Annotated in this window: 13 protein-coding genes; 11 read left to right on the top strand and 2 right to left on the bottom strand. The window is 36.7% G+C overall.

The window, feature by feature from the left end:
• Positions 1–7: 7 nt before the first annotated feature.
• Positions 8–625, bottom strand: a complete 618-nt coding sequence (locus tag A5816_RS03915; protein WP_086310775.1) for a hypothetical protein — start codon at positions 623–625, stop codon at positions 8–10.
• Positions 626–969: 344 nt separating this feature from the next.
• Here A5816_RS03915 and A5816_RS03920 point away from each other — a divergent pair, with 344 nt between their 5' ends.
• The 3 genes from A5816_RS03920 to A5816_RS03930 are packed head-to-tail and all read left to right on the top strand — an operon-like array spanning position 970 to position 3010.
• Complete coding sequence (locus A5816_RS03920) at positions 970–2157, top strand: XRE family transcriptional regulator (protein WP_256925995.1); 1188 nt, start codon at positions 970–972, stop codon at positions 2155–2157.
• Between the two features lie 14 nt (positions 2158–2171).
• Positions 2172–2783: a hypothetical protein gene (locus A5816_RS03925; protein WP_172892055.1), complete on the top strand. Its 612-nt coding sequence runs from the start codon at positions 2172–2174 to the stop codon at positions 2781–2783.
• A 14-nt stretch (positions 2784–2797) separates the two neighbouring features.
• A complete protein-coding gene (locus tag A5816_RS03930; RefSeq protein WP_086310777.1) occupies positions 2798–3010 on the top strand; it encodes a hypothetical protein in 213 nt (70 codons plus the stop codon).
• A gap of 36 nt (positions 3011–3046) precedes the next feature.
• On the opposite strand, the gene A5816_RS03935 is transcribed toward A5816_RS03930, so the two are convergent.
• Positions 3047–3607 carry a hypothetical protein gene (locus A5816_RS03935; RefSeq protein ID WP_086310778.1) on the bottom strand — a complete coding sequence of 187 codons (561 nt, stop codon included), beginning with the start codon at positions 3605–3607 and terminating at the stop codon, positions 3047–3049.
• 102 nt (positions 3608–3709) lie between these two features.
• Between A5816_RS03935 and A5816_RS03940 the strand changes: the two genes are divergently transcribed.
• The 8 genes from A5816_RS03940 to A5816_RS03975 all read left to right on the top strand — a co-directional run bounded on the left by A5816_RS03940 (position 3710) and on the right by A5816_RS03975 (position 13505).
• Entirely contained in the window at positions 3710–4264 is a 555-nt protein-coding gene (locus A5816_RS03940) for a hypothetical protein (protein WP_256925996.1), read from the top strand.
• Between the two features lie 8 nt (positions 4265–4272).
• The gene (locus tag A5816_RS03945; RefSeq protein WP_086310780.1) at positions 4273–4659 is read left to right on the top strand and encodes a hypothetical protein; all 387 of its coding nucleotides are present in this window, start codon (positions 4273–4275) and stop codon (positions 4657–4659) included.
• A gap of 98 nt (positions 4660–4757) precedes the next feature.
• Positions 4758–6044, top strand: coding sequence for a hypothetical protein (locus A5816_RS03950; RefSeq protein WP_143354098.1), 1287 nt, complete (start codon positions 4758–4760; stop codon positions 6042–6044).
• Between the two features lie 123 nt (positions 6045–6167).
• Complete coding sequence (locus A5816_RS03955) at positions 6168–9251, top strand: SpaA isopeptide-forming pilin-related protein (RefSeq protein ID WP_086310781.1); 3084 nt, start codon at positions 6168–6170, stop codon at positions 9249–9251.
• Between the two features lie 119 nt (positions 9252–9370).
• On the top strand, positions 9371–10354 hold the full coding sequence (locus A5816_RS03960; protein WP_086310782.1) for a conjugal transfer protein: 984 nt from the start codon (positions 9371–9373) through the stop codon (positions 10352–10354).
• A 3-nt stretch (positions 10355–10357) separates the two neighbouring features.
• Entirely contained in the window at positions 10358–10582 is a 225-nt protein-coding gene (locus tag A5816_RS03965) for a hypothetical protein (protein ID WP_086310783.1), read from the top strand.
• 9 nt (positions 10583–10591) lie between these two features.
• Positions 10592–10981 (top strand): TcpE family conjugal transfer membrane protein, encoded by a 390-nt coding sequence (locus tag A5816_RS03970; protein WP_086310784.1) that lies wholly within the window; start codon positions 10592–10594, stop codon positions 10979–10981.
• Between the two features lie 19 nt (positions 10982–11000).
• Positions 11001–13505 carry an ATP-binding protein gene (locus tag A5816_RS03975; RefSeq protein ID WP_086310785.1) on the top strand — a complete coding sequence of 835 codons (2505 nt, stop codon included), beginning with the start codon at positions 11001–11003 and terminating at the stop codon, positions 13503–13505.
• The last annotated feature ends 4 nt before the right edge of the window (positions 13506–13509 follow it).

Here is a 13509-nt window from a genome sequence, read left to right on the forward strand (position 1 = left end):
AGCAAAGTTATGGTGAAAGGAATGGATAGAGCCAATTTAATAAACGCAAGGCAAAAATTAAATGCAGGGGTACAAAAATAATAAGAAAAATAACAACTACTAAACTAAGTTTGGACATTAAGTATAAGTAGTTCCAGGTACTTGAATACAATTTAAACTGTAGGCGATGAAGTGCTCCTTTAATTGGTAAATGCAGTGTTTCACGAAAATAGGAGTGTTCTCTTAAATAGCTTTTTGAGAACTTTTGAAATTGTTTGTTTAAGTGTTTAAATTCTTTTTTATTTAAGTGATCTAGTTTTAAAAATAGAGATAGTTTATTAATCGAAAGTTGAATGTCGTCAGATAAATAATAAGATTCTGTTGAACAATCTAGTGTCTCCTTGAAATGAATTAAAGTATTCCGTAATTCCTCCCAATTTTGATGAGTGATTTTTTTATACAAATAGATACCCAAAGAATTTTGATACGGAATAAAAATTTGCTTTATGACTCTTTCAGCAATTTCCGATGAAACTTTTTCTTTTTGATTCGTTTTAAATTGATAAAAATTAAAGAGAAGACTTAAAAAGAGGAGCAGCAAATTTCCAGCAGAAAAAATGATCTCAGTTAAAGAAGATGGATTCATCAATATTCCTTTCTTGATACATTGTATTTTTATCTACTATGATTGTAATCGCTTTAATTTAAAAAAACTAGCTTATTTAATGAATAAAGAAAAAAGGCGTGGCTAGGCTGCTGTGCAGCCGTAGCAGGCGCCACTGCGCTAGCAAAGGGGCGCCGATAGACTTTTTGGGGGTGTCTGGTGGAGCTGTGCTCCGCTAGGCACCCCTGGAACCCCCATCTTCTAACAGGGGGGTAATGAAGATGTAAAATGATAAAAAAGTAGTAATTAAACCATTGGTATATAAGGATTTTATTAGTTCCCATGGTGCTCGAAAAAAAGTGTGATTTTGGGAAGTGTTTTTAATAGTGAATAAGTTGGATGAATTAAGTGAAATTGGACTGAGTATTCGAATGTCTCGGAAAAAGATGAGGATGACCCAAACGGAGTTTGGTAATTTGGTAGGATTATCCCGTAAATCAATTAGTAATATTGAGAGAGGTGAAAGTTTTCCATCAGAAGAAAAAATGATAGAAATTTACGATCTACTTGCAACAAAAGAAGAACATGAACCGTTAGAAAGTATTATTGATTACTTGCGTATAAGCTTTCCTTTTCACGATGTAGAAAGGATTTTTAATGAGGTTTTAAAAATCAAAAAAGAATTCTTTGCGGAAACTTCTAGTCATTTATATGGTTATGTTGGTGGGTTTCAACTTGATTATATACATGTTCTTTATTCCAAAAAGAATGATGATCGAGGGATTCTAATTCAATTATCAGGTCAAGGCTGTCGCCAATTTGAAGCGTTTCTTGAAGCGCAAGGGCGAACATGGTTTGACTTTTTTTATGTTTGCTTTGATCATAAAGCCAAATTTACACGAGTTGATCTAGCGATTAATGATTACAAAGAGTATCTGAATATACCTGTGTTGCTGAACAAAATTGAACGGCAAGAATTGATTTCGCGTTTTGAAGTCTATGAATTTAATGGGTCAGGCTCGATTTCAAAGAAAAAAAGAGGAGGTGTCTCGATTTATCTTGGGTCTAAGAAAAGCCTTTTTTATATTGCTTTTTACCAAAAAAATTACGAGCAAGCAAAAAAATTAGGGATTCCTGTAGAGGAAGTACCGATCAAAAATCGTTACGAATTGCGTTTTAAAGATGAACGAGCAATGGATGCGATCACTCGATATGTGGAAAGTGGGATGTTATCAGATTTATTATTGGGCATATTAAATGATTATCTTTGTTTCACTGATAAGCGACCTGATGTTTCTCGTAAATATTGGCCCATCAATAAAAAATGGCATCATTTCATTGGCGGTGTAGAAAATGTGAAATTAATTACTGAACCAAATGAAAAATTATATGAGCGTTCAAAAAATTGGTTTAAGCGAACAGTAGCTCCAACTGTCAAAATGTTGATGGAAGTGGATGACTATAACGATACGGAAGAAACGTGGGAAATTATTGATGAAGCGGAGTTGAGTGATAAGCATTTACACATGATTGAAGCACAAACGGCTGCTATTCAAGAGATGGTTATTGAATGAGAAGGAGGAAATATATGAGCACAAAGGAATTTATTGACATTGCTTTGATGCAAAGAGTGTTAATGGAAATTGCGAAATTAGACCAAGTCACAGCAACTTTAAGGAAAACGAAGAGAATAATTCAAGATCTAGCGCTACATGATAGTTTAGCGATTCCAACGCTAAGAACAACATTGGATAACTGTGAGCTTGAAATTGGGTACCAGGAGAACCAATATCGAGTACTGCGTAATTTATATGAAACTTACGAAAGAGAATTAAATCAAACTGAAAAAATTCGATGTCAAGAATACCTCGAAAAAAACAAAGAATTTTTTAGAGAAGCAACAATATTTAGAGAGTTTGCGAACAGTTATAAAGGATATTTACCAAGAAATGTTCCTCAATTAAAAGAGAAAGTACGAAATTTATTAGCCGAAAAGGGATTCGTCGTAGATGGTTACTTTGAAGGAGATTATGTCACTTGGATTGGGGTATACGCTCGTCCAGAAGATAAACCGACATATCTAGATCCGACAAATGAGAAAGAAGCATATTTACAGAATAAGCATAGAGTAGATGGATTCAAACAAGATTTTGCAGAATGGTTTGAATGGGAAATAAAAGACAATGAAATTATTGTGTAGGGGGTCAATCAAGTATGAAGATGTTGAGACAGATTTTAAATGATCCAGATAGTTATCAATTAACTCCAAAGGCAATCGATGAGTTAAGACAATTATACAGAGCATTTGAAACAAATCCGTTTTTTCCAATTTCTCCACATTTATATGCTGAGAAAGTATTGAAAAGTTTAATGCGAAGGGGCGAGATTACTAGCAAGGTGATGCAACTGATTTTGGAAGATTTTTAGAGAAAAAAATCCAGTCCGAAGACTGGATAGATTAATCTAAATTTTTGCGATAGTACCATCATCTTTTAATTGATAACTAGTAACTACTTGGCGACTCAGTCCCATTCCTGTTCCAGTAAATATATAAAGATTAATTGATTTATTTACTGGTTGTTGTGCCATCAAGAGCTCTGAGTTCTTTTCAAAACGTTCTAAATCTTGTTCACTCTCTAAATAATTATTAGTAATGCTTAGACTATAGAAGTTATCTCCTGTTTTAGTTAACTCAATTTCAGCTTTGCCAGTATTATCAGAAAAATAAGGTGATAAACTCAATTCTGCAACCATAGAGGCATCCTGCAAAGCTTTAGTTTCGTCGCCTTGAGCAGCATTAATCATACCTTGAATATCCATTTTTCCAGGGTGCCATTCACTTGCAGGATATTCTTTTAATGATGATTCAGAAGTTGCTTCACTGCTTGATATTTTTGTTTGTTCAACCGTACTACTCGTTGTAGAACTATCTTTTTCGGTGGTTGGCTCGGTACTTTGATTAGAACAACCAGCAAATAAAGTAATCGTTGACACAAGTAATAACAACCAAATATTTTTTTTCATTATTTCACTCTCCTCAAATTATATAATAACATGGTTTTAATATATTGTATTTAAATATTTCATGAGGATGTGTAAGTATGAGCAATAGAAAGGTATTGAATTATGAACTTTGAACAACTCGGAGAACCAATCAAATTTGGCGAATATATGGATCGTTACGAAAAAATGATTCGTCATGTTTTAAGTGAATTGTCTTTTGTAGATTTTGATTCAGAAAAAATAAAAGCTTTATTAAGAGCAGAAATGCGTAAAGCAGAAACTTCTTTTTATATCTTTTATGACCAAAATCGTAGAGAGCCTGATTATGCTTTTTTGCAGAGGAAAATTACCGAATTTGGAGTACATCGGTTAGAATTGTTTCAGCCAGAAGAAATTCTTTCCGTTGATAATTTCATTCATAAATATATTGAATTACTGAAAATTGAAAAGCTGCTGACAGGTCTTGTTTTTGAAGAACAGGATCTTTTTTTTGTCGAAAAATATGAACGTAATCGGGCAGAGAAATACTTTGAGATGCAAGATGAATATCTTCCTGGTTACGAACAGGATCGTATTTCAGTCAACAAACACATTCAGCAGCTAGCGTACAAAAAGTTGAAAAAAGAATTTTTAGAAGACTCATTGATCCAATCATTAAGAAAAACAGAAAAGAGGTGAGAGAAGCAATGCCGTTTTTGGAACCATTATCGGTGATTTTAAAACGCGATTATGGCTTTGTGATGTTGACGGCCAGTCCGATTCAAAAAGATTATGAAGTGTATGAGAAAGTTCGGGAACGTCTGAAGCGACCTGATCTGCCTTTTCGCCCCGTATTAGACGTTTGCTATGAAAGAAGAATATCGAAATATACGTATTTAATTATTGAAGGACTTTGTGTAAGAAATAAACATGGCGTTGTCCTTCGACAGGAGTATTGCTTTTATAAAGCAACTTATTTTTATGGAGATCGGGCACAAAAAATAAACATGTATTGCGAGCAATCCAATAGAAAACATGTCCTACGAGCGCTCCAAAGTTTTAACTTTTTAAAAAATGAATGTATTTTAAAATAACTGTAAAGAAAGAATAAGCTTGAACATGCTACTATATAGAAAACGATTTCTAAAAGAATGTTGTCTGATGCTGTTTTTAAGAACGAGAGGAGTTCCATGTGAATAAAAAGAATTTGAAATGGGTGTACATTGCTGTAGCGATAGTGACTGCCTCTATTACGCTATTCATAGTGAATGAGCAAAGTTATAGCAAAAAAGTTGAAGCAGTGACCAGTGAATTGAGTACACACAAAAAACAATTGCTAAGAATCGAGACGGAAATTGCTGGTCTGTATGCCGATGAGCATAAACAGTTTCTATCCAGTGATGTAACTCAAGCGAAGATTGATTCATTGAAGAAGACGATTGAAAAATACAAATCGGACGCTACGACTCATGCTAAGAAAGTAGAGACGTTAAGAAAGCAAGACCAAGAAACTTGTCAAAAAGACTTAGGAGATATAATCAAGCTAGACGAGAAAATCAACGAAGTTCAAATGATTTTTGATCAAACGCAAGCAGTAAACAGTTTATTTTCAACACCTTATATCGAAAATGCTGAGATCAATGAAGAAGCAATCATTATCGATGATTTAAACAGTGAAATGATTGAAGAAAAGAAAGAAAAAATTGAACTTGAAAATCTAGAAGAAAATGAGTTTACTTCAATTGTTAGCCAAGCAATGGAAGCTGCTGGAAATCAACTATCCCAAATTGAAAGAGCTCGAAAAGTAGTCGAAGAACTTTACAAAGATGGCAAGCCAACAGATAATGTAACCAGAGAAACATTGGAATCTGCTAAAAAAGAAGTGGAACTGATCAAAAACGTAAAAGCAAAAAAATCGTTTAATGAATCGTTAAAAGTTATCGAAGAAAAAGTGACTGCAGACGAAAAAGCCGAGGCTGAACGAGTGGCTGCAGAAGAAGCCAAACGTCAAGAAGAACAAGTAGTTGCGAACCAAGCAACGCAACAAACGGAAGTACCGGAAACCCAATCTGAAGCAATTGATCCTGTAGCTTCTCCTGCAACACCGAATACACCGGGGCAAAATGTAACTGAAAATATTACAGTACAACCCACAACACCCGTGGTACCACCAACGAATTCAGGAAATGGTTCAAATACAGGAGGAGCTACCACTCCAGGAGGCAACACGAGTGGTGGATCTGCAGGTGGAAACTCCAGTGGTTCAACAGGAGGAAGCACGACACCGATACCTATGCCAGAAGCACCGTACCCATTAGTACCTTATACTGGTAATGGTACACAATATTCAACCTTTGCAGCAGCTTCTTCTGCAGGAGAAGAGAAATTACGAGACATAAATTCAAATATTAGAGGATATAATATCATTACGCAATATTGGTCAGATGGCACAGAAAAATATTATTTAGAATTTTATTAATGGGAAGACGAGCATTCGTCTTCTTTTTTTGTGAGGTGAACTATTAAATTGAGTAACTATTGTCGAAGTCCTTCTTGTTGAAGGGCTTTTTCTCGTGCATTCAAATAAAAACTGGAGGAACATATGAAAAAATATCAAATCAAGCTGAGAATTTGGTTGATGCTCGGCATTTTATTTGGCTCATTTTTGAGTCAACCCATGACAGCTTTAGCTATTACTAATGATCAAGGACAGTCGGAAAAAAATGAAAATGTCCAAAACGAAAAAGAAAACGAATCAGACATAGTTGAACAGTTTCTTCAAAAAAACAATTTGATTCGAGGAGAGGACGGAAAGCTGTATACCACGACTCCTTCAACCTATGTCAAGAAATCGATCCATGATATTCTATCTGGCAATCAATTGACGAAAGCAGCGAATCAAGTAGTATACGTAGATCCATCTACGAATGTGACAAATATTGATATTCACTTATCGAATGGAAGCCGGGAATATGGCTGGTATGGAAAACGAGTGAACGGACAAATTGCCCTTTGTATCGAACAAGGTGTAGCGGTTAATGTAGGCTCAAATGGAGGATATACAGCGGTTTTACAGGATACAGAACTGATGAAAAGAATCTCATTGATCAAGTATTACGGTATAATCTTACCGGGGCATACGCTACAAAGAGAAATCATGACTCAGATACTAGCTTATGAACAACAAGGAATCTATCCTACTAGTATTTCTGGTATCTTTTCTATGGCAGACTATCAAGTTTTCAAGACAAATGTAATGACGAATGTCAATAAATTTTATACAAAACCTTCATTTGATGGACGAACAATTACTTTAAAAGTTGGGGAAAGTATTACTTTAACAGATACAACTGGTGCATTTAGTAATTATGAAAGTATGCCATTCGGTAATTCAGCGGGAGTAAGTGTGAGAAAAGATAATAACTCTCTTACGATAACCGCTAATAGAAATTCTAATGAAAAAGGAACCGTTGGTTTTGCGTATGCTATACCAGCGAATTATCAAGGAGTTCCTGTTGTTTATACTAATCCTTTTACACAAAATGTAGTCTTGGGACGAGCGAGTGACCCTACGAGAACAACTGTTAATATCAACGTCTTAAAAAACGGCAATACCCGCATTCGTAAGGTCGATGAAACGACCAAACAACCGTTAGCAGGTGCCGTTTTTCGGTTTACTACGTCTGATGGTCAATCTAGAGAAATCACCACTGGATCAGATGGCTATGCGACCTGGAATGATTTGCTCGTGGATACACGTGTTACCATTCAAGAAATCAAAGCGCCAAATGGCTATATCTTGAATTCAACACCACAAACTATCACGATTCGTGCCAATGAGACCACGACCGTCACGATGGATAATAAAGAACAACTAGCGAATCTAACGGTGATCAAAGAAGACGAAGAAACAGGTCATACACCGCAAGGAGCGGCACAGCTGATCGGGGCTGTTTATGAGCTAACAGATGGGAATGGGGCCTCTGTTGGTCAATTGACGATGGCAGATGTAAATGGCGTAGCGCAAGCAGAATTGAAAGGCTTAAAATTAGGTACCTATTATCTACAAGAAATTGAACCGCCAAAAGGATACAATTTAGATCCAACCAAATATACCGTTCAGTTAACGTATGCTGGACAGAATGAGACTGTGGCAATCCATCGTAAATCGGTGACTGATCGCGTCATTAAAGGACATGTCGAAGGTTATAAATTCGGTTCTCGTCCACTGATACCACAAACAATCACCGAAATTTTGAACCAGATAGGCAATAAAAACCAAGATATCAAACCACCATTAGAAGGCGTAGAGTTAACTGCTACCTCTCATACCACAGGACAAGAATATGTACAAGTGACTGGCAAAAATGGGTACTTCAAATTTGAAAATCTGCCGTACGACACCTACACGATTGAAGAAACAAAAGGCGTCGATGGTTACTTGTTGATTGAACCTTTTGACGTGACGATTACTGAGGAAGGTTACACGCATTTCTTCTTGTTGGAAGACAAGATCATTGAATCTCGTTTGCACATTGTCAAAGTGGATGAGGAGACAGGCGAAAACATTCCTTATGCCGGCGCTCAATTCAAAATCTTCGACACCTGGGCCAATGAGGGTGAAGGCGATTTTGTCTCCATGCAACGTTCCAATGACACCGAAAGCACCGATATTTTTGAAACCAACGAAAAAGGCGAAATCGTCACAACTGAAAGTCTGGCTTGGGGAATCGATCGGTATGAACTCCACGAGATCAAAGCACCAGAAGGGTATGTACCATTAGAAGAACCACTTGTCTTCAGTGTGACGGAAGAAGATGCTGGTGCATTGATCCGACTAGAAGTGCCAAACCGCTTAGCCCGACAAAATATTCAATTGATCAAGCGAGATCGTTTGAATGAACAACCATTAGCCAACGTGCCATTCAACTTGTTTAAACTGGAAACAGACGAAGCAGGGGAATCGACAGAAGTGTTGATCGATGAATATTTGACAGATGAGGCAGGCGAAATTAACATCGAAGGATTGCCTTATGGAGAGTACAAATTTGTGGAAGGCGAACCGTTGGAAGGTTACTTACCATTAGAAGAATCAATCGATTTTTCAGTTACGGTTGAAAATGATGGGGAATTGATCGTACTAGAAGCGTTTAATGAACGAGAACAGTTGGAATTGAGGTCTTTATTTACGGATATAAATGGGAAGAAAGAACTTGATCCAACCATTGATCACCGCTTGAGAGACGTCGTTTGGGTCAAAGGAGAAGCAATTGAAATTGGGCATACTTACACTGTCTTCACTCAATACAAAAATACTAAAACAGGAGAAGTCGTCAGTGAAGCCGCCTCGACGTATACGGCTAAAAGCAAAGAAGATGAGTTCGAAGTCTTTTTAGATCTCAAAGGCAACACAGTGAAAGACGGGGATCAGCTGACCGCTACACACGTTCTCTATTACGAAGAAGAGCAACTCAATGAAGTCGCTCGAGAAGATGATCTCACCAACAAAGAACAAACCGTTAGCTTCAAAACACCTGAACAGCCAAAAGAAAACAAGTCAGAGACGCCCAAAAAACAAACGACCTTGCCGAAAACGGGAAGTGTCCACACGATTCTTGGGGTAGTACTAGGGGGCTTGCTGGTTACATTAGTTGTATTCGTGTGGCTAAGCAGAGCCAAAAAGTAGTCTTAGCTAAATTAACGGCTATTTTTTGTCATTTATAGCATATAGATCTAGTTATTTCCTTGAAAAATCAAGTTTAACTAGGTCTATTTTTTTGCCTAAAAAAAGAAATAGGAGGACCCATGAAACTAAAAACCATCAAAAAGAAAAAGAAAAAAGAAAAGAAACCGAAAGTCAAAAAATTATCACAAAAACGAGCAAATAAAATTGTGTTTATAGGTATGAGTATACTAATGATCGCTTCTGCAGTAGGTGTAATTCGAGCCAATGTCGTAGCTACAAATTTTGATAATCTAACAGATAAAGTAGATCAGTTAGCTAAATCTAAAAATGAAAAGTCGATACAAAAAGAAGTATTTGATTATTCAGCGCTCTCTTTTTATGCGACTAGTTTTGCAGAAGAATATCTAAATTACGATGCTTCGGCGAGTGAAGAAGAAAAAAAGGAGCGACTCGATCGCTTAGAGAAGTATTTATCAGTCGATGTTGATGCAGTGGATGAGACAAGTAAGAGTCAAAAAGAGTTTGTTCGGAGATTCAAGAGTGCTGCAGTCGTTCAAATCAAAGAGGAATCAGAGTGCTTATTGGTTTCTTTGAATGTCATTTATGAAACGGAAGACGAGGAAACAAAACAAACGGTAACGCAAGAAATGGTGTTACCGATCCAAACAGAAGATCAGTTATTTTCGATAATCGGGCGCCCTTATTTCTTAGCTACCACCTTGCCACAAGGTAAAACAACAGAACTAAAACAAGCAGAAGCGAGTTTAGATGTACCTCAGCAAGAAAAAGAGGCTATCGAAAAATTCTTGACTCTATTTTTTGAAAAATATGCAAACGGTGAGAAGCAAGAGTTGATGTTATTGATGAAAGAACCCGTTCAAACTTCTGGCGTTACAGAGTTTATTTCGTTAAATGAGAATGAAATCAAATACTTTGAAACTAAGCAAAAAGAAGTCAAGGGGATACAAGTTTCAGTCACTTTTGCCGACAAACAAACGGGAATGACCCACACAGAAGATTTTTCGTTGTGGCTTACTCAAACAGAAAATTCTTATTTTGTGCGTACCCTCAAACATTACTTTACGGAAAAGGAAGGAAATTAATTTATGAATGTGAGTAATTTAGATAATTTTATGCGAACAGGTTTTATCACGCTTTTAAGTTTTGCAGTCATTTTGCTGATCTTTAAACATTGGCGAGGAGCAGAATGGCTTAAGATTGGTTCGGTCATTTTGATTGCATTGATTTTAAATGATTTTGCGACGAATCAAGGAAGAAATATTTTTAATGTAGTGAAATGGTTCCTTGGTCTATTTGGAATTACTATGTGAGGTGGGACAATGAAACATTACGATTACTCCAGAGGACTGAAAGCCCCATACTCGATCCAGGTGATCTCGTCACCAAAAGGGAAGGCGCTGTGGGTCTTCGCTCAGCCATTGAATATGTCTTATCTATTGATGTTATTCTTTCTGCTTTTTGTCACAGGTGTCTTTTGGTATAAAGTAAGGATTCCCAATATAGCTGGAATCAACCTGAATTTATTGCTGATGCTTTCTGTTCCCCATAAAGTAGCGAGATGGTACTCCGAGGCAGAATTAGACGGTAAATCAACGAATTTGTTTTTGAAGGATTTTATCGTTTATTTAAAGAATTTTGTGGTGGATCAGCGTCCAATCATAGCTTTTGAACGAGTGGATCAACTAGAAGAATTTTCATTCAAACGATAAAAAAGAAAAGGAGAATGAGATGCAATTAGAATACCCTTTGTCAGAATATATGCATGAAAATATGCTTCTGACGCAAGAGAAAACTGCGATTGCTTATTACAGGATACGTTCTGAAACGGTGATGTTGACGGATTTTGAAAAGAAACAAAAAACGAAGAAAAAAGTTGCCCGTGCGCTGAAACGGTTAAAAGGCAGCGGCGGCTTTGAAATCAATCTATTACCTGTAAATGCAGATATTCGAGGGAAGATGGGCGCCATGCGTTCATTGATCGATCCTGAAAATCACGCAGTAGGTGTTGATAAATTGATGAAAACAGCACAAATTTTAGAAAATGAAATGGGCATGGTCTATGAATATGCCTGGATCATTGGGGTGCCATTGGTGAAAAAAGAGATTGCTATCGATCTAAAAGAAAATATTTCCAAAGCAGTCAATCATGTAACAGAAACAATTGTGAAAGGGCTAGGATTTGATGTGGCATTGGAAAAAGAGTGGGCGAAAGATTACCAGGAACAGGAGCAAGAAATCTATCAGAATTTATCCGAACTATTGATCGAACGTTTGACAGAAGACGAACTGTATTATTATCAAGCCTACCAATTTCTGAAGAATATTCCTCATGAACGTCAAGATGTCTTAGCGAGCCAAACATTTGAGAATTTGATGGAAACAAAGATCCAACCTATTTTTTCTGGTGGCTTACACTTTCAGTGTGATTATGGCGAAAGCTATGTTTCCTATTTGCCAGTCGGAGATATCGGCGTGTTTTTAGATGGAAATCATTTGCTGGAAATCGTGCAAAAAATGCCTTTTCCAGTAGAAGTGAAAATCCAAGCTTCTTTTGCGGAAAGTAAAGGGCAATTAGCATTATCTGGTCGTTCCGCTCGTGCACGTACTCGAACGAAAAATATCATGCAAGAAGCGCATTTAGCCGGATCAAAGCAGAAACGAAAAATCGTAGAAGGACAGCTTTCTTTAGACGATCTAGATCAGAAAATCGATGATGGTGTGGATATTCTTGATTGGAAAGTTGTCTTAGTTGTTAGTGGTAACACTAAAAAACAACTGCAAGCACGGAAGAAATATTTGATCAATCGATTTGATGGATTAGGTATCCCATTATTAAAAGCAACATTCGATGATCCGTATCTTTTCCAATCCACTTTATTTGGGAACTTCCTGCGAATGAAAGACAAAAAATGGCAACATACGAGTACCATTGAATCTTTTGCAGAGTTGAATTTCTTCACTTCGCTTAAAGCTGGAACAAACTTAGGCTATTATTTTGGTCGTGTCGATACGACGTTGGAAGAAAAAGAAGACCGGAAAAGTATTTTATTGAATTCTAAGAATCTGATCTATATGAATCTATTTTTAGCAAATAAACAAGATATTGTCGGTAAGAAAACCAATAATCCGCATTGGGCATTAACTGGTGATACCGGAAATGGAAAATCAGTGACTGCTAAAAAATTGTTCATGGAATGTGCTACATTGAAAGATCGAGTACTATATATCGATCCCAAAAAAGAGATGCGACGACAATTCATGCGAACGATCAACGATCCAGCGTATCAGAAAAAATATCCTTTAGATACAGCTTTTGTCCGTTCCTTTAATTTTGTGACTTTAGATATACGAGATAAAAATAACCTAGGCGTACTTGACCCAATCGTTCTATTTGATGAAACAGAAGCCATTGCGACAGCCAAAGCCATGCTGACCAATATCTACGAAGGAATTTGGAACTTAAAGCAAAAAACGGAGATCAATGAAACCATTGCAACAGTTGTAAAAGAACGTAAGTCCGGCAAAAAAGTAGGATTTTGGCAGGTTGTTGAAAGGTTAGCTTCTAGTAGTATTCCAGATGTACAAGATATGGGCAGATTTTTGATTTCGACAATCAAAGGAACAATTTTAGAGTTGGCATTTTCTCATGGAGAAGTTCCAGGCCTATCCTTTGAAAAGAAAGTGACGATTTTAGAAATTGAAGATTTGGATCTGCCAACAGATAAAAATGAACACATGGATGAAAACAAGCGTTTGTCTGTGACTTTGATGTTCGCTTTAGGCACCTTTTGTTCGAAATTCGGTTCACGCAATCCAAAACAAGAAACAGTGACTTTCTTTGATGAAAGTTGGATCTTTCAATCGTCGCCAGAAGGAAAAGCGATTTTGAAATCTATGAAACGGATCGGTCGTTCCTTCAATAATTTTTTAGTGTTAATCACGCAATCAGTCAATGATCTGGATGATAAAGAAGATGGCACAGGATTTGGTACGGTTATTTGCTTTGATGAAGTGCAGAATCGAGAGGGAATCCTGCAGTATTTGAATTTGCCGATAAACGAACAAAATATGAAATGGGTCTCGAATATGGTGCAAGGTCAATGCTTATTAAAAGACATGTTCAACCAAGTCAATCGAGTGGTTGTCCATGTCCTTTTTGATGAATGGTTGGAGCTTTTCAAGACAGTAGACGATTCAGATGCCTCAGTAATGGAAAATCACTTTGCTGTTTAGAAAG

Source organism: Enterococcus sp. 3G1_DIV0629 (assembly GCF_002141285.1).
Taxonomy (GTDB): domain Bacteria; phylum Bacillota; class Bacilli; order Lactobacillales; family Enterococcaceae; genus Enterococcus_B; species Enterococcus_B lactis.

Bases quoted from the DNA above. Each gene is read 5' to 3' on its own strand.
- A5816_RS03945 (WP_086310780.1), top strand. From the start codon at position 4,273: ATGCCGTTTTTGGAACCATTATCGGTGATTTTAAAACGCGATTATGGC.
- A5816_RS03915 (WP_086310775.1), bottom strand. From the start codon at position 625: ATGAATCCATCTTCTTTAACTGAGATCATTTTTTCTGCTGGAAATTTG.
- A5816_RS03925 (WP_172892055.1), top strand. From the start codon at position 2,172: ATGAGCACAAAGGAATTTATTGACATTGCTTTGATGCAAAGAGTGTTA.
- A5816_RS03975 (WP_086310785.1), top strand. From the start codon at position 11,001: ATGCAATTAGAATACCCTTTGTCAGAATATATGCATGAAAATATGCTT.
- A5816_RS03940 (WP_256925996.1), top strand. From the start codon at position 3,710: ATGAACTTTGAACAACTCGGAGAACCAATCAAATTTGGCGAATATATG.
- A5816_RS03955 (WP_086310781.1), top strand. From the start codon at position 6,168: ATGAAAAAATATCAAATCAAGCTGAGAATTTGGTTGATGCTCGGCATT.
- A5816_RS03965 (WP_086310783.1), top strand. From the start codon at position 10,358: ATGAATGTGAGTAATTTAGATAATTTTATGCGAACAGGTTTTATCACG.
- A5816_RS03930 (WP_086310777.1), top strand. From the start codon at position 2,798: ATGAAGATGTTGAGACAGATTTTAAATGATCCAGATAGTTATCAATTA.
- A5816_RS03970 (WP_086310784.1), top strand. From the start codon at position 10,592: ATGAAACATTACGATTACTCCAGAGGACTGAAAGCCCCATACTCGATC.
- A5816_RS03935 (WP_086310778.1), bottom strand. From the start codon at position 3,607: ATGAAAAAAAATATTTGGTTGTTATTACTTGTGTCAACGATTACTTTA.
- A5816_RS03960 (WP_086310782.1), top strand. From the start codon at position 9,371: ATGAAACTAAAAACCATCAAAAAGAAAAAGAAAAAAGAAAAGAAACCG.